Annotated in this window: 19 protein-coding genes; 9 read left to right on the top strand and 10 right to left on the bottom strand. The window is 55.7% G+C overall.

All coding sequences use genetic code 11. The features are described from left to right. Window positions 1-49 precede the first annotated feature (49 nt). From WCO56_05180 to WCO56_05160, 5 genes are all read right to left on the bottom strand, one after another. Window positions 50-790, bottom strand: coding sequence for a dihydrofolate reductase family protein (locus WCO56_05180; protein MEI7728939.1), 741 nt, complete (start codon window positions 788-790; stop codon window positions 50-52). Then, window positions 787-1,860, bottom strand: coding sequence for a tRNA preQ1(34) S-adenosylmethionine ribosyltransferase-isomerase QueA (gene queA, locus WCO56_05175; GenBank protein MEI7728938.1), 1,074 nt, complete (start codon window positions 1,858-1,860; stop codon window positions 787-789). Before queA ends, WCO56_05180 begins: the two co-directional genes overlap by 4 nt. 117 nt (window positions 1,861-1,977) lie before the next feature. Further along, complete coding sequence (gene dtd, locus WCO56_05170) at window positions 1,978-2,430, bottom strand: D-aminoacyl-tRNA deacylase (protein ID MEI7728937.1); 453 nt, start codon at window positions 2,428-2,430, stop codon at window positions 1,978-1,980. 24 nt (window positions 2,431-2,454) lie between these two features. Then, window positions 2,455-2,871 carry a putative toxin-antitoxin system toxin component, PIN family gene (locus tag WCO56_05165; protein ID MEI7728936.1) on the bottom strand — a complete coding sequence of 139 codons (417 nt, stop codon included), beginning with the start codon at window positions 2,869-2,871 and terminating at the stop codon, window positions 2,455-2,457. After that, window positions 2,868-3,125 (bottom strand): type II toxin-antitoxin system ParD family antitoxin, encoded by a 258-nt coding sequence (locus tag WCO56_05160; GenBank protein ID MEI7728935.1) that lies wholly within the window; start codon window positions 3,123-3,125, stop codon window positions 2,868-2,870. The genes WCO56_05165 and WCO56_05160 overlap by 4 nt, the downstream gene beginning before the upstream one ends. A 288-nt stretch (window positions 3,126-3,413) precedes the next feature. Between WCO56_05160 and WCO56_05155 the strand changes: the two genes are divergently transcribed. Next, a complete protein-coding gene (locus WCO56_05155; GenBank protein ID MEI7728934.1) occupies window positions 3,414-4,748 on the top strand; it encodes a hypothetical protein in 1,335 nt (444 codons plus the stop codon). 565 nt (window positions 4,749-5,313) lie between these two features. Here the strand turns inward: WCO56_05155 and WCO56_05150 are convergent. Further along, complete coding sequence (locus WCO56_05150) at window positions 5,314-6,237, bottom strand: cation diffusion facilitator family transporter (protein ID MEI7728933.1); 924 nt, start codon at window positions 6,235-6,237, stop codon at window positions 5,314-5,316. A gap of 97 nt (window positions 6,238-6,334) precedes the next feature. Here WCO56_05150 and WCO56_05145 point away from each other — a divergent pair, with 97 nt between their 5' ends. After that, window positions 6,335-9,394, top strand: coding sequence for a VIT domain-containing protein (locus tag WCO56_05145; protein ID MEI7728932.1), 3,060 nt, complete (start codon window positions 6,335-6,337; stop codon window positions 9,392-9,394). A gap of 207 nt (window positions 9,395-9,601) precedes the next feature. Here the strand turns inward: WCO56_05145 and WCO56_05140 are convergent, their stop codons facing one another. Continuing rightward, window positions 9,602-12,550: a carboxypeptidase regulatory-like domain-containing protein gene (locus WCO56_05140; protein ID MEI7728931.1), complete on the bottom strand. Its 2,949-nt coding sequence runs from the start codon at window positions 12,548-12,550 to the stop codon at window positions 9,602-9,604. A 591-nt stretch (window positions 12,551-13,141) separates the two neighbouring features. Here WCO56_05140 and WCO56_05135 point away from each other — a divergent pair. The 5 genes from WCO56_05135 (at window position 13,142) to WCO56_05115 (ending at window position 17,550) form a co-directional block, all read left to right on the top strand. Beyond that, entirely contained in the window at window positions 13,142-14,512 is a 1,371-nt protein-coding gene (locus WCO56_05135) for a helix-turn-helix domain-containing protein (GenBank protein MEI7728930.1), read from the top strand. Between the two features lie 265 nt (window positions 14,513-14,777). Continuing rightward, complete coding sequence (locus WCO56_05130) at window positions 14,778-14,993, top strand: hypothetical protein (protein ID MEI7728929.1); 216 nt, start codon at window positions 14,778-14,780, stop codon at window positions 14,991-14,993. A gap of 7 nt (window positions 14,994-15,000) precedes the next feature. Next, on the top strand, window positions 15,001-15,351 hold the full coding sequence (locus WCO56_05125) for a hypothetical protein (protein MEI7728928.1): 351 nt from the start codon (window positions 15,001-15,003) through the stop codon (window positions 15,349-15,351). A 296-nt stretch (window positions 15,352-15,647) separates the two neighbouring features. Beyond that, window positions 15,648-16,460, top strand: coding sequence for a glucose 1-dehydrogenase (locus WCO56_05120; protein ID MEI7728927.1), 813 nt, complete (start codon window positions 15,648-15,650; stop codon window positions 16,458-16,460). A gap of 19 nt (window positions 16,461-16,479) precedes the next feature. Then, window positions 16,480-17,550: a mannonate dehydratase gene (locus WCO56_05115; protein MEI7728926.1), complete on the top strand. Its 1,071-nt coding sequence runs from the start codon at window positions 16,480-16,482 to the stop codon at window positions 17,548-17,550. 210 nt (window positions 17,551-17,760) lie between these two features. Here the strand turns inward: WCO56_05115 and WCO56_05110 are convergent, their stop codons facing one another. Next, entirely contained in the window at window positions 17,761-18,348 is a 588-nt protein-coding gene (locus WCO56_05110; protein MEI7728925.1) for a chemotaxis protein CheB, read from the bottom strand. A 120-nt stretch (window positions 18,349-18,468) separates the two neighbouring features. Beyond that, window positions 18,469-19,227, bottom strand: coding sequence for a PRC-barrel domain-containing protein (locus WCO56_05105; protein ID MEI7728924.1), 759 nt, complete (start codon window positions 19,225-19,227; stop codon window positions 18,469-18,471). A 324-nt stretch (window positions 19,228-19,551) separates the two neighbouring features. Between WCO56_05105 and WCO56_05100 the strand changes: the two genes are divergently transcribed. Next, a complete protein-coding gene (locus WCO56_05100; GenBank protein MEI7728923.1) occupies window positions 19,552-19,848 on the top strand; it encodes a hypothetical protein in 297 nt (98 codons plus the stop codon). A 304-nt stretch (window positions 19,849-20,152) separates the two neighbouring features. Here the strand turns inward: WCO56_05100 and WCO56_05095 are convergent, their stop codons facing one another. Further along, window positions 20,153-20,440 carry a hypothetical protein gene (locus tag WCO56_05095; protein MEI7728922.1) on the bottom strand — a complete coding sequence of 96 codons (288 nt, stop codon included), beginning with the start codon at window positions 20,438-20,440 and terminating at the stop codon, window positions 20,153-20,155. A gap of 319 nt (window positions 20,441-20,759) precedes the next feature. On the opposite strand from WCO56_05095, the gene WCO56_05090 reads away from it, so the two are divergent. Then, window positions 20,760-21,635 carry a DUF1080 domain-containing protein gene (locus WCO56_05090; protein MEI7728921.1) on the top strand — a complete coding sequence of 292 codons (876 nt, stop codon included), beginning with the start codon at window positions 20,760-20,762 and terminating at the stop codon, window positions 21,633-21,635. The last annotated feature ends 16 nt before the right edge of the window (window positions 21,636-21,651 follow it).

Below are 21,651 nucleotides of genomic sequence, written 5' to 3'. Positions count from 1 at the left end.
AACCAAAACAGCTTACAGAAAAACGACTATGCTAACTCGTAAACTGGGGCTAGGCCGCCGGGCGGGGCGATGCCCGCCGAAAAACCAAATACAGTTCGTCGCCAATCCGCCGACGGGATTTCAGCCGTAATTGTGCCGCTTGCGCGAGGTGTTCCACCCCTTCCCCATCCGCAATGGTAGGCGCCTGTCGCCCGCCAAAAATGAGCGGGCAAATGGTCAGATGCAACTCATCCACCAGATCAGCCCGGAATAAAGCGTCGTTCAGTTCGCCTCCGCCTTCGCAAAGCAGTCGTTTCACACCCCACTTTCCTGCCAGCCAGGCCAGCGCGTCCGGGAAATCAATCCGGTCGCGTCCGCAAAACCGGATTTCATCTACTAGCATGCGCAATCGCTTGAGACGAGCAGGCAAGGCCGACTTCGTTGTAAGCACCAGAATCGGCGAGAACCGTTTCCGAAAAATCGCGGCCTCCGGGTTGATCGTGCCAGAACCGGTCACGATGACGCGCAGCGGATATTCCGCCAGCCCGTGACGCAAACGCAGACGACGGAATTTCTCAAGTCCGTTGCCCAAATAAATCTCGCCACCATTCAGCGTACGGGCACCGCACATCACGGCGTCCGCCTGCGCCCGAAGCTCATACAAATGCTGTTGGTCGCGCGCACTGCCAAAACTCGACACGGCACGGTTCGCAGAGGCGATTTTCCCATCCGCTGTAACGGCCATATTGACGAAGACAAACGGGCGAACCGTTGTGCGGCGGTTACGAGCAACCAGGCGGGTGACATTCATATCAGCAACATGGCATCTCCGTAGCTGAAAAAGCGGTACTCTTGCCGCACTGCTTCTGCATACGCGCCCAGCACCAACTCCCGTCCCTGCATCTTTCCCGGCGCGGCAAACGCGCTCACCAGCATCAACAGCGAAGAGCGTGGCAAATGAAAATTGGTCAATAGCGCATTCGCCACCTTGAATGGATACGGCGGATACACAAAAAGGCGGGTTCGGCCCGGCCCGGCCACGATGGTTCCATCTGCTTGCGCCGCGCTCTCCAAGGTGCGCAACGAGGTGGTACCCACAGCGATCACGCGTCCGCCCCGCGCGCGTGCGTCCGTGATAGCCTGTACGGTGGCCGCGCTGATTTCATAGCGTTCCTCGTGCATGATGTGCTGTTCGACCTCGTCGGCCTTGACCGGCGCAAAGGTCCCCGGCCCCACATGCAGCGTCACGCGGGTGGTTTCCACCCCCTGTGCGCGCAACGCGGCCAGAATCGCCTCCGTGAAATGCAGCCCGGCAGTGGGGGCGGCCACCGAGCCGGGATCACGCGCATAGACGGTCTGGTATCGCTGCAAGTCCTCGTCCACCACACAATAGGGATCACGGCGAATATAGGGGGGCAGTGGAATTTCGCCCAAGGCATCCAGGTTGGTCCGGATATCCGGCGTGCCGGTGAACCGCAATCGGCGATGGCCATCCTCGTTGATTTCCACCACTTCCGCGCTCACTCCGGTAGCCTGCCGCGCATGATCGCGCAACACAATGCGAGTACCAGGCCGCGCGCGTTTTCCAGGCCGCACCATCGCCCACCAATCGTTCACCGCCTTTTCCTCGAGCAACAACAACTCGAATTCTCCGCCCGATCGCGCATTTTCGCCACGCAGCCGTGCCGGAATGACCTTGGAATCGTTCAGCACCAGCAAATCTCCGGTACGCAGGAAGGTGGACAGATCGCGAAACTGGCGGTGTTCCAATTGTCCCGTGGCGCGATGGACAACCAGGAGGCGGGATTGATCTCGGGCCATCGCCGGATGTTGTGCGACTAAGGCTTCTGGTAATTGAAAATCAAAATCCGCTGTTTGCATAAGCGTTGAACCGTCATTCACCGCAAGCGCGTGATTCACCGGTCATAGACCCCGGGTCCTTCCGCGCAAAACCTGTCTTGTATTCGGCCAATTCATTCCAGTAAGCACCGAGAGAGATTACTCCCGCGATTTCGTATCCACAAGGATGGTTACAGGCCCATCGTTCAGCAGCGCCACCTTCATATCCGCGCCGAATTCACCGGCGAATACCGGGCGGCCCAGATCCTCCGCCAGCTTTTTTAAGAACGCTTCATAAAGGGGAACCGCGATTTCCGGCCGTGCGGCGCGGCTGTATGAGGGGCGGGTGCCTTTTTTGGTGCTGGCGTACAGGGTGAACTGGCTGACCACGAGAAGGCTGCCCTGCACGTCCTGCACCGAACGGTTCATCAAGCCTTGCTCGTCGTTAAAGATCCGCAACCGGACAATCTTGCTGCTCAGCCATTCGATGTCCTCGGGCGTATCCGCATCCTCCACCGCCAGCAATACCAACAGGCCGGTGCCAATGACGCTGCGCACCTGGCCGGCAATGACCACCGAGGCTTCCGTTACCCGTTGAATGACTGCTCTCATAGGGTGTTTTGGATGTTCTACTGCTTATTCGTTCATTCGGGTTCGTCTTAAAAAATCCGCCGGTTTGATTATCTGGACGCCAAACGGTTTTTCAAGATCAAGCAAATCACGGTCATACGTAACCAGCAGTCTGGCATCGGCAGCCAGCGCGCACGCAATGAACATATCCTCTTTCAGGCCCCGGATTCGTTGTTTGCCAAGGGCTGCTGGTTCAATGATCGTTACCGTGTCCGCGTACCAATGAAATATTGGCCAGGGGTTCTTTGTGTCTTTGAAAGACTTTCGTCCATCGAGTCGTTTGGCGGTCGCGTCAAACTCGGCCAGCACAGATTGGCTGGCATAAGGTGTTACCAACCGCCTGGCCATCCGCACCAAGCAGACAAACGCTTCACCCCGCCAAGCGGCGCTAATCACCACGTTGGTGTCGAAGACAACCTTCATCGCCCGATCTTTTCCCGGCGTACTTCCTTTTGCGTGGCAATAATGATGTCAATTTGCTCCTGGCTTGGCCCAGACGGCGCCCCTTCAATGGCTTTCTCCAAAAACTGGACATCCGCCTCAATCTCAGCTTGGAACTTTCGCCGGACCAAGTCGCGGAAGAATTCGCTCTGGTTCCCGTAAAATCGTTGGGTACTATTGCGGACGTATTCCGCCATCTCCGGCGGCAACGAAATATTGATCGTTTCCATTTTCATAATCGCAGTGTGCAACTATTGCCAACGTTTGTCAAGTTTCCCACCCCCCCAAGAGCGTGACCTTTATACCGCCTACCGCAAACAGGCCATTGCCAGATATGGCAAAACGTACCAGTCGAGCCCACCTTCAAACTAACCGCTTGAGCCTGATGAACGGTCTCAAGCTGTTGGGCAAAGAGAATCCAAAAGCGATGATTCCTTTGACCGCCAAATTTTGTAACCCGCCTGATACCAAAGCCGTCCTACTCCAATGTTATGCACATCCTTTATTTTTGGGCGGTACCCCAGATGAAAACGAGGTTCTGCCCGTTCCGCCTTGTGTTGGGCTTGCTGGTTGCCGCCGCATTTAGCACCGCCGCTGCGGACGCGAAAACCGGGATGCCACGCACCGCCGATTCGGTGATTCTGGCGATGCTCACGAACATCAAAACGAACGGTTTGAATGCGCAGGCAAAAGGCACCGATGGCTTGGGCGGTTTGTGGATCAACTGGCGCACCGGCACACAACCATTGGTGGTGAACCTCAATGGCTCCGGCGAACCCGATGGTGATGCGCCGGAACAGACGCGTCACGACGACCTCACCGACCTGCGTTACCTCCATAATTTGTTTTACTTCAAACACCAGCATCCGCATGACCCACAGTTCGATGGTGAGATCAGGCGTTTCAGCGCCATCGTGAAAAAGGAATTCGCGGACGCAAAGAATGAACGCGGCTGGATTTACGATGAACTCATCAGCCTTTGGCAATTGTCGGGTGACGATTTTTTCCGCACGACCGCACGCGGGCAGGTGGAGCACTTCGTCAGCAAACTGTATCGTGACGACATCGGCGCGGTGTACAAATTAAAACCGCCGCAGAAGACCAACGGCTATTATCGCGTGGACCACGCGCTGCAAATCGGCTGCGCGATGGTGCAAGCGGGCACGGAGTTTAAGCAGCCCGAATGGACCGCCAAGGGCGAGCGGCTCGTGCAATTCGTCTATGATCACGCCTACCTCAAGGAACACCACGTTTTTCTTGCCCAGATGGACGAAGTGCGGTTGCCCGATGGCTCCGCCAATCCAAACCAGAAAATTTATCGCGAGAAGGTCAAGCACTACGTCGCGGATGGCGGGCATGTCCGGCTGGGCGGCATGGGGCAGGATGTGCTTTCGCTGCTACACGCTTATATCGTCACCAAGAAACCAATCTGGCTCGACCGCGCGACGGATTTGCTCACGCCGTTGACGGCGGACGTGAACGAACTCGGTTTATGGGACACCAAGGACGGCGGTTACTTTGCGGGCGTTGAGTTCAACGGCCCTGACTTTCGAAACCCCGGCCAGCCGAAGCTCTCCAATAAGTCCAAGGAAAGCGGACGGCAGTTTCACCTGTTGCAGGCGTTCCATGTCGCCAATCAACTCACCGGCGGCAAATACCAATCCATGGTGAACGCAATGACGCGCGTGCTCCTGGAGAAAGCCTACTACGCTCCCGGCGGCGGTATCCTCTATGAAGTGCAACCGGACTGGACGCCGCGCGTGCTGAAGAACGGCAAGCCAGCCGACTGGGTGACGACCGAAGCAATGGGTTGCGCCATGATGGCGCTCTTCTCCATGAACGAGCCGCAGCCATGGTGAGAATTCCCCGAAACCAGATTCCGCTCTTTGAACCCATGAACCTGCCAGTGGGGGCGTGGGGAAGCCCAACCGCAAACGTAGGTGACGAGTCTCAAACGTGGCGGCGCGGGAAATTTTTTTGCGGTGGCAACTGCCGGGGGAAAAGGGGGCGGCGGGCGACACCGCTTTGGATTTGCCCCGTCCACTGGAGTGAGCGCGAGTGTACTTGGGGCTGCTCAAATATTGTGGCGCGGGAGATTTTGACAGTGGGGTAATTCCCGGAGTTTCATACCCCCTCACCTCTTTCCTCTCCCTTGGGGAGAGGAGGTCCATTCTACGGCTGCGAGAGCGGATTATAGGCTGTTTGCAGGTCTTTGGCGTCCGGCGCAGAATACGGAAGCGGCGGGAGCGCGCGAATGACACTTGGAATATCACCACGCGGCAAGCGGCTTTCCCTCTCCCCGAGGGAGAGGAAAGAGGTGAGGGGGTACGGAACCACAGACCCTGCCCATCTCGTATTATTCGTAACGCACCAACACGCTTGATGCAGCCCTGCGGAACATCTTCGATCACTTCGCACCACGGCTCACTGATTTTGTACCGGAGGCTTGGAGTTCAGCCTGCGCGGTTCAATGTGAATATGAACGTTACAGCTCGAAAAGGTGTCGTTAATCGCCTTGGCGATTTCATGATTTAACTGGTGCGAGGCCTCGACCGTCATCTGTCCGTCCACCTCGAGGTGAAAGTCCACGAACCGCTCATGGCCTGCTTTGCGGGTGCGCAGCTTGTGCAGGCCACTGGCTTGAGGCGCAAAACGTCCGACGATCTCGCGAATGCGCGCTTCCTCCTCCTCAGGCAGCTTGACATCGAGCAAATCGCGGCTGGATTGCATGGTCAAATCCCAGGCGGCCTTGAAGATCAGCAAGGCCACTAGGATCGCCGCCACGGGATCCAGCCACCATAAACTAAGTCCCGGCGCCAGTTTGCCGCCGATCCAGATCGCCCCCAGCCCGGTCATCACGCCGATGGAGGTATAAACATCCGTCCGCAAATGCCAGGCGTCCGCCAACAGCGCCGCCGATTCCGTCTCTTTCCCCACCTTCATCAACCAGCGTGAAACGAACGTATTCATCACCACCGACAGCAGCATGACCATGACACCCCAAAACGGGGCGTCCATCGGTTCATGATGCCGCAATTTCTGCACGGATTCATAGATGATCCAGATCGCCGCCAGGAATATCAACAGTGCCTCAACCGTCCCCGAGATGTTCTCCACTTTGCCATGCCCGTAGGGATGGTCATCATCGGCGGGCTGCGCCGATTTGCGCACGGCCACATAGGCGATCACCGAGGCAACCAGGTCCACGCCCGAATGCACCGCTTCGGAGATCACGGAAACGGACCCGATCAGCAACCCCACCGCGAACTTCAATACCACCAGAATGGCGTTCGACACCACCGACCACATCGCCACTTGCTCTTTTTGTTGATTTCGACCACTTGCCATGGCCGTAAACCTACCCGTTGCCTGCCCGTCTGCCAACAAATAATGGGAGTAAAGCACATTGCTTTGCCGTCCAACCACCATGTATTATCGTGAATATATGAAAACGACGTTGGCAAGCTTCCGCGACCGGGTATCCCGGCATTCCCTTCTTTTTATATTGCTCCTGACAGCAACCTGGGCCGGGGCACAAGACAACCCGCCCGCGCTGGTCGCCCAGGAAGACGATAAATCCCAGCCGCTGGCCGTACGCAAGGTGGATGTCGAGGTGCGCATTCTGGGTTCCCTGGCGGAAACGCGGATGACGATGGTGTTCTTCAATGCGGCGCAGCGTCAGTTGGCCGGCGATTTATATTTCCCGTTGCCGGAAGGCGCCACGGTCAGCGGCTACGCCCTGGATATCAACGGCGCGATGGTGGATGGCGTGGTGGTTGAAAAGGACAAAGCCCGCCAGGTATTTGAAAAAGAGGTGCGCAAAGGCGTGGACCCCGGCCTTGTCGAATGGACCCGGGGCAACCATTTCAAGACCCGGGTATTTCCCATCCCGGCGCGCGGCACCCGCACCATTCGGGTGAGCTACGTCAGTGAAATTCTCGCCGATCCCTCCGGCAGCCGGTACACCTTGCCGCTCCAGTTCAAAGATAAGCTGGAGGACTTCCATCTGCGCGTGGAAGTGGTGAAAGCCGAGACCGCTCCCGTGGTGCAAAAAGGCGGAGCCATGGGCCTGGAATTTTCCAAGTGGCGCGACAGTTTTGTGGCGGAGGTCACCAAGCAAGATACCGCGCTCGTCGAAGATTTGGCGATTCAATTGCCGCAAACTGCCAAACAACGGGCCTGGGTCGAGCAAAGCAGCGATGGCAATTATTATTTTTACGTCGCAGATTGGCCGTCCGACCCTCGGGCGAACCTCGCGCCGCCAGCCACACCCAAAGTCGTCACCCTGTTTTGGGATGCCTCCGGCTCGCGGGGCGCTTCCGATCATCAGCGCGAACTGGCTTGGTTAAAAACGTACTTCGGCCAATTCACCAAGGCGAAGCTGAAGCTAAATTTGCTTCTGATCCGCAATGCGGCCTCAGCGCCACGGACGCTCACCATTAAAAACGGAGACGCCAGTGAGTTGCTGGAAATGCTGGCACGCGTGGACTACGACGGCGGAACCCAATTGGGGGCGCTAACGCCAGTGCCGGATAGTGATCTGTACCTGTTGTTCACCGATGGCCTGGGAAATTTTGGCCGACGCGAACCACCGCCCCTGGACCACCCGCTGTATATATTGACCGCTGATACCACGGCGGATTACGCCTTCCTGGAATACCTGGCCATGCAATCCGGCGGCAGCGCCTTCAACCTGCGCCGATTCAATGACGAGCAGGTGCTGGCAGCCATGGCCAAACAACCATTTTCATTCCTAAACGCTTCCACTGATCAGGCTGAAGGTGCCGATCTTTACCCGAAAATCGTCCGCCCGCTTCAGGGACGCTTTGCTGTGGCCGGCAAACTGACGGCGCAGCAAACGCGGCTGGCCGTTCAATATGGTGCAGGCGGGAAAACATTGTTGAAAACCGAAGCCTCCATATCCCGCGCCGACGCCGTGCCAGGCGAGCTGCTCCGCCGATTCTGGGCGCAAAAGAAACTGGCTGACCTGCTGATCTTCCAGAAAAAGAACGAAACGGAAATCACCGATCTGGGCAAACAATACGGGTTGGTAACCCCCGGCACCTCGCTGCTGGTTTTGGAACGGCTGGACCAATACGTGGAACACAAAGTCATGCCGCCCGCCTCGCTGCCGGCACTGCGTGCGGAATACGCCAACCTGATGGAACAGCGTTTCACCCAAGCCAGACAACAGGAATCCCAGAAAATTGACCACATCCTCGCGCTGTGGAACACCCGTGTCGCCTGGTGGAACAAGGAGTTCAAGTACCCGGAGAACTTCAAATACGGACAACCTGAGACTTTGCGTACTGGTTTACCGGGCGGTGCCCGTGCCATGGGCGGATTTAGCGCGGACGCCCCACACCCAACTCCCGATGGCGCTCCGATGGCCCAAAGGAGATTTAATTCAGCCCGGATGGTGGAGGAGTCCGTTAGCGCCGCAGACGCCCCCATGTCCCCTGCCCCGGCGGCCGCACCCAGACCCGCTCGCACTAGCATGGCGCTGGCGTCCGATCCTCATCCGGGGGCGAAGGCCAAAGAAGACCGCTTGGAAGAAGTCAACAACCCGCAGCCGGGAATTCTGATCAAGGAATGGGATCCCAAGACCCCCTATTTGGAAGCACTCAAACAGGCGGACGCCGGCCAACGGCTGACCGTATATCTCGCCCAGCGCAAAAAGTTCAGTGCCTCCCCTGCTTTCTATCTGGATTGCGCGGAATACCTGCGCAAACAGAAGGAGGCAGACCTGGCCCTGCAAGTACTCTCAAACATCGCCGAGCTGGAATTGGAAAACGCGGCCCTGCTGCGCGTGCTGGCGCACCGGCTGGAGCAACTCGGCCAACTGGACCTGGCAGCGGGTTTGTTTGAAGAAGTGTTGAAACTGCGCCCCGAAGAACCGCAATCCTTCCGCGACCTGGCGCTGGTGCTGGCCCGGCGCGGGCAGGCGAACGCCAACCGCGCGGACTACACGCGCGCCATGGAATTGCTGGCCAAGGTGGTCATGAACAAGTGGGATCGCTTCGATGAAATTGAAGTCATCGCGCTGATGGAACTGAACGCATATTGGGCGGAGTTCATCCGCAAATTCCCCAATGATCCGGCGAAATTCCCGGTGGATGAACGCCTGCAAAAACTGCTCGATCTTGACGTTCGCATCTGTATGACCTGGGATGCGGACATGACCGATATAGACTTACACGTCACCGAACCTTCCGGCGAGAAAGCCATGTACAACCACAACCTCTCCACCATCGGCGGCATCGTCAGCCGCGATTTCACCCAAGGGTATGGCCCGGAGGAGTACTGCCTGCGCAAGGCTATGCATGGCATGTACAAGATCGAGGCCAACTACTACGGATCGAGCGCGGCGCGCCTGATGGGCCCCGTGACCGTACAAGCCACGGTCATCACGCACTTCGGACGACCAAACGAACAGCGCAAAAGCCTGACGTTGCGCCTGACCGAAAAACAGGAAACCGTCCTGGTCGGCGAAATTGAGTTTTGAATCCCCCCCAGTTTCTGGAAAAAGGGTCTGTTGCGGCGGGACACGCGTTGACGATCAAAGCCATTCCGACCCGGTTGCACCTGGCAGTTGGAAAAGCGCCACGCCGCGATTGCAACAAAGCAAACAAAAGGGAACATCAGATGCAAATTAAGCCAATAATGAATGACCCATTTTCTAAAAACGCGACGCTTGTTCTGCCTCGTTGCTTCAAGGCCACAGGGAGCTGCCGATGCGGTAGAAGCGTCTGGTACCCAGGGCATTCGTGTCCATCAAGCAGTTCAACCCCTCACGGTTGGTCAGGCCGGCGATCACCTGCCAGAGGCCGCCCACCAAGCCGTCCCGCGCCTCCAGCCAATAGGCCCGGCCCAGCTCGGTTGGCAGGCTCAGGCTGAAATTCGAGTTCGCCGGAGTCCAACCCAGGTTGGCGATCTGATAAGTCACGATCAGCGTCAATACCGTGCCGGTCACCGAACCGTTGCGGTTGGAAACCACCAGTGAGTAGACGCCCGCGTCGCCCAGCTTCACGGAGTTCAACACCAGGGTGGGCGACGTCTGGTCAGGCAGAAGCGTGGAGCCGTTCAAATACCACTGGAACGACGGCAGATTGTAGTTGGGCGTGAGGAGGACGGACACGCCCAGGCTGCCCTCCCGGGACACCTGATTCGTTACCCAGGTCAGTCCGGTAAACGCTGGAAGGGCGGTATCGACAAACTCATACGCCCCCATATCGACACGGGCGTAAGCAATGCGCGGGTTGCCGTCCACGTCCAGCCACCCCGGCTGCACAACCGCGTCATTTCCCGCGTCAATGCATGGTGAGCCGACCAGCAGACGCAGATTGCCGGCAAGACGGTTCACAAACATCGGTTCGCTGATGATATTGCCTGCCCCTGATGGCAAGGGGGTCGTGCAGGAATAACTAAAGGTTGAGCTGTAGAAATTAGAACTACCCAGCGCAGTGTTGTAATACACAATGCAGTTGTTCAGCGTGTCATAATGAGAGCCACCGCCGATAGAGGCCGAATTGCCGGTCAAGGTGCAGTTGGTCAGCATGCCATAATAGGAGCCGCCACCCCAACTGGCGTAATTGCCAGTCAGTGTGCAGTTGTTCAGCGTGCAACCATATGAGCCGCCACCAAGAGCAGCATACGAACTGCCAGTATTTGCCGAATTGCCGGTCAGTGTGCAGTTGTTCAGCGTGCCATCACACGAGCCGCCACCATACGAACTGCCACTATAACCGGTAACTAAATTGTTGCTCAAGGTGCAGTTGTTCAGCGTGCCGCCATATGAACCGCCACCCATATTGGCCGAATTCCGGGTCACCGTGCAGTTATTCAACGTGCAATTATAAGCACCGCCTCCAGCGCCATTGGTTTTGTCGGCTGAATTTGAGCTCAAGATACAGTTAAACAACTGGCAACTGAACGCGCCACCGCCATCCCCACGGGCCGAATTACCGGTCAAGGTGCAGTTATTCAGCGTGTCTGCATATGAGCCACCGCCAATGTATGCTGAATTGCCGAGTAAGAAGCAGTTGTTCAGCGTGCCAGAATACGAGCCGCCGCCATACAAGGAGGCCGAATTGCCGGTCAACGAGCAGTTGTTCAGCGTGCCACCACACGAACCGCCACCATAATATCTTGCCGAATTGCCGGTCAAGGTGCAGTTGGTTACAATCCCTCCAACTTCACACCATACCCCGCCGCCGCATTGTTCTGTTAGAGAATCACCATTGGTTAGCGTATGCCCATTGATCAGGGTGAATCCGCTCAGGATCGCATTGGCACTCACATAAACGCAGCGGATGGCTCCATCTCCATTATTGGTGCCGCCACCGGCCCCCGATCCCACAATCGATGTCGCGCCATTACCCACGCTCTGTACAGTGATGGCTTTATCGATAGCTACGCGGTTGAAAATGGCTCCATACACTACTTTGCCACCGGAGTTGTAGCTACCATTGGTTACCAACACGATGTCACCGGCTTGCGCGTAGTTCACTGCGGCTTGTATGGTCTGCGCGGCGGTGGCCCAATTTGTGTACGGTGGAGTCGAGCTGGGACTGTTGGTCCAAACATAGAGCACATAAGACGGTCTCCAACCACTGAAATTCTTGCTGGTAGTGCTAGGACCGACGGTGATGTTTGAGAGGTTAGCTGGAGTGAAAGTGTAGCTAGCCTTGGATGGGGTTATCGTGTAGGTGCCAGCCACCAAATTCGTAATTGTGTAGTTGCCGCTGGCGTCCGTGGTGGCTGCGCTACCCGAGGGCGACGAGGTTACCATCACTCCGGCAAGACCGCCGCTGCCATTGGTGACGGTGCCTGAAATCGAGTAAATTGGCGTGGCTGCGAAATTCTTGCCGGTGGCGTTAGTAGTGCCAACGGTGATGCTTCCATAGGAGGTTGGCGAGAAGGTGTAGTTGATAGTGAATGGCGTGATTGAGTACGTGCCAGACGCCAGATTCGTTATCGAGTAGTTACCGTTGGTATCCGTGGTAGCTGCGCTACCTGAGGGGGACGAGGTGACGATCACTCCGGCAAGACCGCCGCTGCCATTGGTAACAGTACCTGAAATTGAGTTTGTGGCCGGCGTCACGCCGATTACCTGCACATCATCAAGATAGCAGTTATTGCCATATTGCGAATTGAACAGGAAGGCGATGTAAACCGCCGGCTGGTTAAGCGCCGCTGACGGCAAATAATACTGCATTCGCCGCCAACCGCTAACGCTGTAAATCCGCTGGAAGGAATTCCCGTTGGTCCAGAAGATTCCATTGGTTGACCACTGAACGGTAACTCCTTCATTGGTGTAGGAGGATCCGGAATAAGTGGAAGTGGCATCTTGGAACCATGCAAAATCGTTGATCACTGAAGCATACCCGACGGTTGAGAAACTGGCAGTTTGCTTCAGCCGGGCTTGGCTCCCCGCTTTACAGTCAAATGAGTTGAATTTCACAAAATAGCTGCCGTCGTAGAGCGGAGGGGTCGGGTTTGCGCTTGAATTGACAAATGTGATGGCGGGAGGATTGCCGCTGGCGTTCGTCGCTACCCCTTCGGTTGCCCACCCTGCCGGACAACTGGCGCTGTTGAAGGCATTGGAAACCAGTATCGTCGCGCCGGCTCGGGCCACCAAGGCCAGCATAGCAACAATCATGGCACCGATAGCAGCCCAGTGCATCAAAACTGATAAGAAATTGCTTTTCTCGACGCTATCGCCCCCCGCTACTCGGCGCGAGGCGGTTAGGGAGCATTGCTTTTCGGTCGCAAGCATGAATCAAACTTATCCGTTTTCTCGGTGGCGGGCAAGCGCGAAATGCAATTTTTCCGCTTCGAAAAATGGGCCAATAACTCAAATCGAGCGGAAAACTCCTGACTCTAAACTTCCATTTTCTTCATCAAAATCCCCGCGCAAACAATTAGAGTGGGATCCGGAACACCATGCTTTACCATTCCCTCTGCTCAGTGGCTTGGGCGATCAGTTCCAGATCGCGTACGTAACGGGCATCAGCGTTGACGAAGTTGACGAAGTCTGAGGGCAAAGGGAATTGGCGATGCCTGAGCGGACTTTTCGGCGGTTTCCAATTCCATGGCAATTTCGGCATCCACTGTGGCTTGGTGGTCAAAATAGTAACCAAGCGCGGCGTGAGCTTCCGACAAAGACAGCGCGGGGTGCTGGAGGTTTTACCTATATCCAGTAAACACGGAAGCATTGACACATGGTTGGCTTCCTTGTAGGTTTCCTAGTGTGATTTCGCTAAACGAAATGCTGGCTCAAGCCGAAGGCAAGACGCTTGAATTTAAGCGGGACCTGTCCTCACCGGACAAGGTCATTCGGACGATCGTGGCGTTTGCCAATGGGGCCGGAGGAACTCTCCTTCTTGGAGTTGAGGATGGGTCGCGGCGGGTGAGAGGTGTCGCCCACCCCACCAAGACGGAGGAGCAACTGGCCAGCATGATTTGGGACCGCGTTGAGCCGCGGTTGGCACCCGAACTGCAAATCATCCCGTGGCGAAAGACGTATGTGCTCGCGGTGCGGGTGTTCCCCAGCCAGCAACGCCCTTACTACATCAAGGCGCAAGGATTTCCAGGCGGGGTGTATGTGCGGGTGGGTTCGACCAACCGCGCGGCCGACCCTGCCCAAGTGGATGAACTTCGGCGAGTCGTCCAGGGACGTTCCTTTGATGAGGAACCGCTTCCCGGCTTGAACACGGAAGCCCTTGACTTCCGAGCTGCTGCCGAGTGTTTTGCCAAGGTTCGCCGGCTGCGGAAGAGCGAGTTACGCAGCCTGCAATTGGTGACGCTGCATCAGGGGCACGAAGTGCCGACGGTGGGCGGGATGCTGCTTTTCGGGCTCGACCGACTCAAGCATTTCCCTGATGCCTTCATCCGGGCAGGCAGCTTTGCCGGGCGAGACAAACAGACGATTCTCGACTCTCAAGATATCACAGGCCAACCGGTTCAAGCGATTGAGGATGCGCTTCAGTTCGTGAGACGGAACATACGGCGGGCACTTCGTGTGGAGCAGACGCGCAGTACAGAGGCGTGGGACTTTCCGCTGTTGGCGTTGCGCGAGGCGATCATTAACGCGGTGGTTCATGCGGACTATGGGCAGAGAGGGACGCCTCTTCGCGTCGCGATCTTTGACGACCGCATCGAGGTGGACAATCCAGGCGGCTTGCCACCGGGGTTGACCATCGAAGACATCCGCCAGGGCGTCTCCAAGCTTCGCAATCGCGTTTTGGGCCGGGTATTTCACGAACTGCACCTGATTGAGCAATGGGGCAGCGGGATTCAGCGGATGACGGCCGTGTGTCGTGAAGCGGGGTTGCCGGAACCGCAGTTCATGGAACTGGGCAGCGGTTTTCGTGTGACCTTCCTGCGCGAGCACCAAGCAGAACCGGGCACGGACGACTTGAACGCGCAAGTTCTCGCGCTGCTCCAGAACCAGGCTGAGGCATCGCCCAGCGCCATTGCAGCCCACATCGGCCTCACCCCACGCGCCACACGCGACCGGCTCGCGAAATTGGCGCAGTTGGGGCTGATTGTCGCAGTAGCCAGTGGGCCGCGCGACCCGCGCAAGGTGTTCCGATTGGCAAGAGCGGCAAAAGCGCGGTGATCGCACCCTACCAGGGTCTTGAAACGGAAAACGGGGCATTCATAACAATGACTCGAATCGAACAATAAACTCCTGACTCCAAACTTCTATTTTCTTCGGTCTTATTTTTTTGCCAGTTAATCGTTTTGCCATGTTCCGCCCCCATTTTACCGGCCTTTTTCCCCTGAAATATTTTTTTTACTTTTTTGAGGGTAGGACCGTATTTGTCCTACCCCCCATGCTACACTGTTCCCCGAAACAATAAAAATTATAACGATAGAATACTATGAAAGATCAGGATACCCGAGACCGTTTCGTCCAACTCCGCGCCCAAGGCTGGAGCTACAACCGGATTGCTACCGAACTGACCTCCACCAATGGTCCGTCTAACCCTTCCATCATTTTTTACCTGCCATTTTTATGCCATGTTCTTCGCTCCCCATTCGCGCCGATTCGCGTCATTCGCGGGCGTCCCTGTCAGTCTCTGAAATTTGAAATCTGAAATTCCTATGTGGCCTCACAAATTCATCTGCCGCATCATCCGGCCCAAACGCATCAAGCCGGTCATCATCCGCGCCATCCGGCATGTCGTCCCGAAACGGATCACCTCGCCCCCAAAGCCGTTGCTGGTCGTCCAATACTTTCGGGCGCTCACCCGGTTCATAAATCTGGATCGCCAACTGTTTTCCCATAAGTTCGCCTTTGGCCCGAATTTGCTGGGTGCCCTGGTGGATCCGTTTCCGATGCAAAACTACACCACCCCCCTCCCGGCAACCCCGGCGGTGAATTTGCAATCACCGATTCAACTGCCTAATCTGCAAGAACTTATCCCACATCTAGCCAATCAAACTACACCATAATGTTACCGCAAATGGTGTAATTTTGGTGTAGTTTTGGTGTAGTTTTTTACCTGCCACATCACTCCCCATGAAACCCAATCCCATCCTTCTCCCTCAACACCCATATTTGATTATCAACCATCGCATATCGTTCGGCCGCTACCTGACCCGAAGCGCTTAATTCCCTTCAAAATTCCCGCTTGAACCGCATCACCACGGAGGTTAAGTTTCCATTCATGGGTACACGACATGAACAAATCTTAAGACGAGGCACACGCATTGCTCCTTTTCCGCAACGCGACCAGTGAAAGCATCCCATGCGACAAAACATCTCAAATCCCATTACGAGCGCCCCTGGCGGGTTATCCCACTGGCCTTGCGGATTTCGTCTGGACGGCGAACTCGCGCTGATCACCGGTGGCGGTTCCGGTCTGGGCCTGGCCATGGCCCATTGCCTGGCCATGGCAGGCGCACGGGTGATTCTGGCTGGCAGGCGGGAAGATTTATTAAAAACTGCCACGCATGAAATCGGCGCCAATGCGGGTTACATTTCTCACGATGTCACCAAACATCGCGAGGCTCCGGAACTGGTTCGCAAGATTACGGAGCGTTACGGTGAAATCAGTATCCTGATCAACAATGCTGGTGTTCATCTTAAAAAGCCGGCGTTGGAAACCACCGAAGATGAGTTCCTTGCAGTGTTGAACACCCACGTGTTGGGGGCGCATGCGATTACCCGGGCAGCGGCTCCGGGCATGATCAAACGCAAGCATGGCTCAATTTTGTTCATTGCCTCGATGGCCTCCCTGTTTGGTATTCCGCAAGTGGTGGCGTACAGCGCCGCCAAGAGCGCTTACCTGGGGATGGTGCGCACCCTGGCAACCGAGTTTTCCCCATTGGGCGTGCGTGTCAATGGCATCGCCCCTGGCTGGATTGAAACCGATATGTCACACAAGGCCCTGGCGGGCGATCCAGAACGTAAACGCAAAATCGTGGCCCGTACGCCCATGGCGCGCCTGGGTGAACCAAACGATGTGGGAATGGCGGCAGTTTATCTGTGCTCCTCGGCGGCAAAATTTGTCACCGGAGTCGTTTTACCAGTGGACGGCGGGATCAGTATCGGTTTTTAATCATAGCTGAAAGGAACTTATGAAACTTGGACTGGGCCTTTACCGTCATCAACTGAACTCGGAACACTATCGGTTTGCCAGGCAGTGCGGCTGCACCCATTTGATCGTACACCTGGTAGATTACTTCCGCTCTTCTCGCAGCAATAAACCCGGCGATCAACCGGTGGGTGATGATGCCGGATGGGGACTCGCGGGTGATCCGGAAACACTGTGGACGGCGGAAGAAATGACCGCGCTTAAGAGGGAAATTAACACCCACGGTTTGGAACTGGAGGCCATCGAAAACTTTGACCCCGCGCATTGGCACGATGTCTTGCTGGACGGGCCGAAAAAAGCGCGGCACTTGGAAAACGTCAAAACCATCATCCGAAATGTCGGCCAGGCGGGCATCCCCATTTTCGGTTACAACTTTTCCATTGCCGGAGTCGCCGGACGCATCAAGGGAAATTTTGCGCGCGGGGAAGCGGAAGCGGTGGGCATGGATGGGGCATTCGATAAACCGCTACCCAACGGCATGGTCTGGAACATGGTTTATGATCGCGAAGCAAGTGCTGGTGCAGTTCCAGTAACGACGCCAGAACAGCTTTGGCAACGGCTCCAAGTTTTCTTGGACGCAGTCATCCCGGTGGCAGAAGAAGCCGGTGTGACTCTGGCCGCACACCCGGATGATCCGCCCATGCCCACGGTCCGTGGACAACCACGCCTGGTCTATCAGCCTCACCTGTATCAACGGTTGCTTGATTTGAAGCCCAGCCCACGCAATAAGCTGGAGTTTTGCGTTGGGACGCTGGCGGAAATGAGTGAGGGGGATATTTATCAAACGGTGGACACTTATAGCCGACAAGGCAAACTGGGCTATGTCCACCTTCGCAACGTGCGCGGCAAAGTGCCGACCTATAAAGAAGCGTTTATTGACGAAGGGGACGTGGATATGAGACGCGTGATCCGCATCTTGAAACAAAACGGGTTTGACGGCGTGCTGATTCCGGATCATGCACCGCAGATGAGTTGCGCCGCTCCGTGGCATTGCGGGATGGCCTATGCGCTCGGTTTTATGCGGGCAGTGCTGCAGGAGGTTGGGGAGAAATGAGGATAGTACATTCCAACTCCTTGCTCCCAACTCCTGGCTTTCAGCTTTCGCGGTTTGAATTCCATGCTCATTCCACCTCCTGACTTCAAGCTTCCAATTTCTTCAGTTTAATTTTTCTGCCAGTCAATCTTTTTGCCATGTCCGGCCCCCCATTTTTCTGCTGGCGTATTTTCCTGAAAAATCATTTTTCTCCGTCATTCTGAATTCCGTTTATGCAACTGCGGCCGCAATTTGCACCAGCTTTTTCGCTATATCCTCAGGCGAAAGAATAAAATCAATGCACCCACTTGCGATGGCACTCTTCGGCATATCTGGCTGCCCGGCGGTGTCGAGCTGCTGGGCAATGGTAATGCCCCCCACGTCTTTGATGCCGCAGAGCGCGGCGGCCCCATCTCCATCATAACCAGAGACAATAACCGCAATCAGTTTACCATCCCAGTGTTGCGTTAGGGAGCGCAGGAAAACCGTAATCACGTCCGGCCATCCCCTGGGCTTTGAAATCGGCATTAGCCGGAACTCCCCATCAAGCACGTGCAAATCACGCTGCGCCGGGATAATAAATACATGGTTGGGCTCAATGAGCAATCTTTCCGTGATCAGTTCAACCGGCATCGCTGAGTAGCGCGGTAGAATCTCGTGGAGTTGGGTGTCAACGGTTCGCAGGTGATTCACGATGACAATCGCAACCCCCATATCAGCCGGCAGATGTCGCAATAACCGGATATAGGCATCGAGGCCACCAGCCGAACCGCCCACGCAAACGACCGGAAAGTCTCTAATATTACTTTTAGTTTTCATAGGTGATCACACTGGTACGAGCTTGCGTCTTGGCGTCAACCCATGCTAGCCGGGCTTCAAGGATGCGCCCGGATAATCGCATTCACTTGAAGCCCAGGATCGGGATTCCCTGCGTCGGGATTACGCGGCCACCCGTTCATCAATCCAGTATCCTTTGCGGCTGTAATGCCCATGCAGTCCAATTTCATAATCCCGCGTGAGCAGCGACTCCTCGGTATATTCCGGGGACGTCTTGATGGTCTCTCGCGAAAGAGAAATGAAGACTTTCTTTTCGCTCCAACTCACGCGCTCGATCCATTGCGGTGAAACCAAAACGCTTTTCCCTGGCCACCAGTTTTGTGTTTTGACGATCAGATACCGAATCGCCCAAGACGCGTCATCAATGACAAAATCCTCGATGTGGCCAAGCTCGCCGTCCAGCGTTTCGAGATGGTAACCCGTCACCTCATGCGTGCTGCGGAGATGGCGATCCCAGGACTTCGCAGCTTTGGTATGTGTGCCCCACTTGGTTTGGTCACGTTCAATGTAAGGATAATCGCCCCACACGGATGCCCCGCTCCAATACGACGGCCAACCATAATAGCCGTAGTAGTCATCCTCGAATTGCTGGGAGACGGGCTTGTGACTCGCTAAAGAAGGACTGTTCTCAATCTGTTTTTTGGTCAGGTTAACGGATAGATGCTTTTCGCTCTTAATCACACTGTTCAATGCATACGGGGAAATTAGTACTTTTCTGCCAGTGAGCCAGTGTCCCGTGTCCGCAACCAGATAGCGAATGGTCCAGTGCTGGTCGTCAAAGTAGAATTCTTTGACCTTCCCAATTTCCCCGTCCAAGCTGTCCAATTTGTAACCCTTTAAGGTTTTTACTTTATTTAACATAATTGTCTTTCGTTCTTTGCGTTTTTTTTGTATTTCGTGTTGGTGTCTGGTTGAAGGCGCGCTGGAGACATTGCTTCACCGCGATCAACCCAAATGCCAACCCTCCTAACTTGCGCCAGCCAAGGTGCCTTCGCCATGGGGTGAAACCCTACCATAAATGATGGGGAACACCTTGCCGACGACCATGAATTCAACCCTGGTTGGTTTTGGATAAATGTATTCACCGATTTTCGAGACTGTGCGGGTAGGGTTACACCCCATAGCCGAGGACCAGCCAAAGGCGTATTGTTGATCCGAAAATAAATATTTAAAACAATAATAATTATGAAAACACTAGTACTCGTGGCATTTGCCGCATTTGCCTTCGTGGGCTGCAACCAACAGAAGTCGGTCCAAGATGAAAAAACAGAAATCACCAAAAGGGCGATTGATAATAAAAAGGACGCGGTGAACGCCGCGGCAGCGGACGCCAAAACAGCGGCGGAGGCGGAGGCCACGGTTGATAAGGCCAAGATCGAAGCCAAAAAGCTCGCGGCCCAAGCGCAATTGGACGCGGATAAAAAGAAAGCCGATGCCAAAGCGGCACTGGAAAAAGCCAAGCTGGATGCGGAAAAGAAGTGACCAAAAAACATTATTTAGCTATGAATGATGAAACGCAGACAAAAGCCATAACCGGACAACTAATAACCATAACCGAGCAACTATTGGAAGCAACCAAGCAGCTAGAAAACATAACCGCTAAACCAGTTCAAATAAGCGGCATTGAAAAGGCCGCGAACGACGCAACGGACAAAATCGGAGCCGGCCCATCGTTTAGCAGCAGGCCTTAAGGAAGCACCTTGGTTCCACCTTTTGACAAAAAGAACCAACACCCAAGGTTTTTCAAGGCATCGGCAAATGTTAGGTGTCACGCAAACCATGCAGTTCATTTTTGTCCATTCCAACTCCTTGCTCCTAACTGCTGGCTTTCAGCGTTCGCGTTTTTAGTATGATGGTCGAAGTCACACTTCTGGTTGTCAATCTTCCCCATTTGTTCCGGATTTTTGAACGTATAGATGCCACCACAGACCAGGCCATTGAAAGTCGTCTCGGCGGAGTTGATGGCCGTCAGCATTAAGGTCGCCACCCAAATCCACGGCAAGGGCTTTGCCGCCTGCGCCATGTGCCAGACAGGGATGCGGGTGTAAAGCGGCAAGACTTGTCGTTGTCTCATTCGCTCGTCTGCTTCGTGATTGACGGTGATAGGCGGGCTGTTCGGACGTGGACCTTCGCGTGGCGTGGCTGGTCGAAATGGAGCCGCGCGCGCCACCTCGAAGACATTTTAGACCTTGCGCGAGCAGTTGGTTTTTGGGAGCCTCAAGGCATGTTGTCCGAACCGGCTCATCTTATTTGCGCGCCTTGCCACGCACGAAGGCGGCCATGGCGTTTGCGGAAACTTGAACAAAACCACGGTTCGCTCCTCTCGCGTGATTATGTATTACCTTCCTCGTCGTCATTTTTTGAGAATTTCTGCATTTTGCGGTGGCGCTGTTCTGCTTCCGCATATTGGTCGTCCGGCAGATTCTCCCACCGGGACGGCTTTCCGTCCAATCTTCGACGGTCGGACGTTGAAAGGTTGGCACGCCGTGCCGCGTTTGGGGTTTCCGCCAGCGATTGACGCGGAAAAGATACCTTCCGGCGAGCTGCGCGAACGCCTGCATGCCTGGTATGGCGCGGACCCCAAGCGCCAGCGCGTGCTGGATCATCGCGGACATTGGGAGGTGGTGGACGGAGCGATCGTTGGCGGCCAACAGCCACCCGGGTCCGGCCTGGGCGCCTACTTGCTTACGGACGATACTTTTGGTGACTTTGAACTGGAACTGGAAGCGCGTCCCGACTGGCCGGCGGACACGGGGATAATGCTCCGCGCCCATGAACTCGGCAACGTGGGTTTCCAAATCAACGTTGACCACCGTCCGAACGGTGCGATTGGGGGTGTTTTTGGAAACAAGCTGGGGTCCTTTCGCGCGGCCCCCTTCTCGGTAACCGGAGATGAACTGCCAGGATTTCGCGTCGGGAATTTGCGCGAGGGCGGGAGCGAATCAAAGTTCCCCTGTCCTAAGATGCAATTCGCTGCCCCTTTTTCCGACTTCTCGAAAGCGTGGCGGGTTAACGACTGGAACCAATTCCGAGTGCGCTGTGTCGGCGAGGTGCCCACCATCACCACGTGGATCAACGGAGCCAAGATCTGTGAACTCGACACCACAACCATCACGGCGCCGGGCTTTAGTCCGGCGTTGGTGAAGCGTCTGCTTGGACCGGCGGGCCGCATTGGCTTTGAAGTCCATGATAATGACAGCATGGGGCATAACCGCTGGGCCGAAGGCGCGGTTTGCCGCTGGCGCAACATCCAGGTGCGAATCATTTAACGGCTGACATCACTCG

Source organism: Verrucomicrobiota bacterium, assembly GCA_037139415.1.
Classification (GTDB): Bacteria; Verrucomicrobiota; Verrucomicrobiia; order Limisphaerales; family Fontisphaeraceae; genus JBAXGN01.
Note: the sequence above shows the minus strand (reverse complement) of the source record. Positions and strands in the feature narration are given on the sequence as shown.

Bases quoted from the DNA above. Each gene is read 5' to 3' on its own strand.
- WCO56_05180 (MEI7728939.1), bottom strand. From the start codon at position 790: ATGAATGTCACCCGCCTGGTTGCTCGTAACCGCCGCACAACGGTTCGC.
- queA (MEI7728938.1), bottom strand. From the start codon at position 1,860: ATGCAAACAGCGGATTTTGATTTTCAATTACCAGAAGCCTTAGTCGCA.
- dtd (MEI7728937.1), bottom strand. From the start codon at position 2,430: ATGAGAGCAGTCATTCAACGGGTAACGGAAGCCTCGGTGGTCATTGCC.
- WCO56_05165 (MEI7728936.1), bottom strand. From the start codon at position 2,871: ATGAAGGTTGTCTTCGACACCAACGTGGTGATTAGCGCCGCTTGGCGG.
- WCO56_05160 (MEI7728935.1), bottom strand. From the start codon at position 3,125: ATGAAAATGGAAACGATCAATATTTCGTTGCCGCCGGAGATGGCGGAA.
- WCO56_05155 (MEI7728934.1), top strand. From the start codon at position 3,414: ATGAAAACGAGGTTCTGCCCGTTCCGCCTTGTGTTGGGCTTGCTGGTT.
- WCO56_05150 (MEI7728933.1), bottom strand. From the start codon at position 6,237: ATGGCAAGTGGTCGAAATCAACAAAAAGAGCAAGTGGCGATGTGGTCG.
- WCO56_05145 (MEI7728932.1), top strand. From the start codon at position 6,335: ATGAAAACGACGTTGGCAAGCTTCCGCGACCGGGTATCCCGGCATTCC.
- WCO56_05140 (MEI7728931.1), bottom strand. From the start codon at position 12,550: ATGATTGTTGCTATGCTGGCCTTGGTGGCCCGAGCCGGCGCGACGATA.
- WCO56_05130 (MEI7728929.1), top strand. From the start codon at position 14,778: ATGAAAGATCAGGATACCCGAGACCGTTTCGTCCAACTCCGCGCCCAA.
- WCO56_05125 (MEI7728928.1), top strand. From the start codon at position 15,001: ATGTGGCCTCACAAATTCATCTGCCGCATCATCCGGCCCAAACGCATC.
- WCO56_05120 (MEI7728927.1), top strand. From the start codon at position 15,648: ATGCGACAAAACATCTCAAATCCCATTACGAGCGCCCCTGGCGGGTTA.
- WCO56_05115 (MEI7728926.1), top strand. From the start codon at position 16,480: ATGAAACTTGGACTGGGCCTTTACCGTCATCAACTGAACTCGGAACAC.
- WCO56_05110 (MEI7728925.1), bottom strand. From the start codon at position 18,348: ATGAAAACTAAAAGTAATATTAGAGACTTTCCGGTCGTTTGCGTGGGC.
- WCO56_05105 (MEI7728924.1), bottom strand. From the start codon at position 19,227: ATGTTAAATAAAGTAAAAACCTTAAAGGGTTACAAATTGGACAGCTTG.
- WCO56_05100 (MEI7728923.1), top strand. From the start codon at position 19,552: ATGAAAACACTAGTACTCGTGGCATTTGCCGCATTTGCCTTCGTGGGC.
- WCO56_05095 (MEI7728922.1), bottom strand. From the start codon at position 20,440: ATGAGACAACGACAAGTCTTGCCGCTTTACACCCGCATCCCTGTCTGG.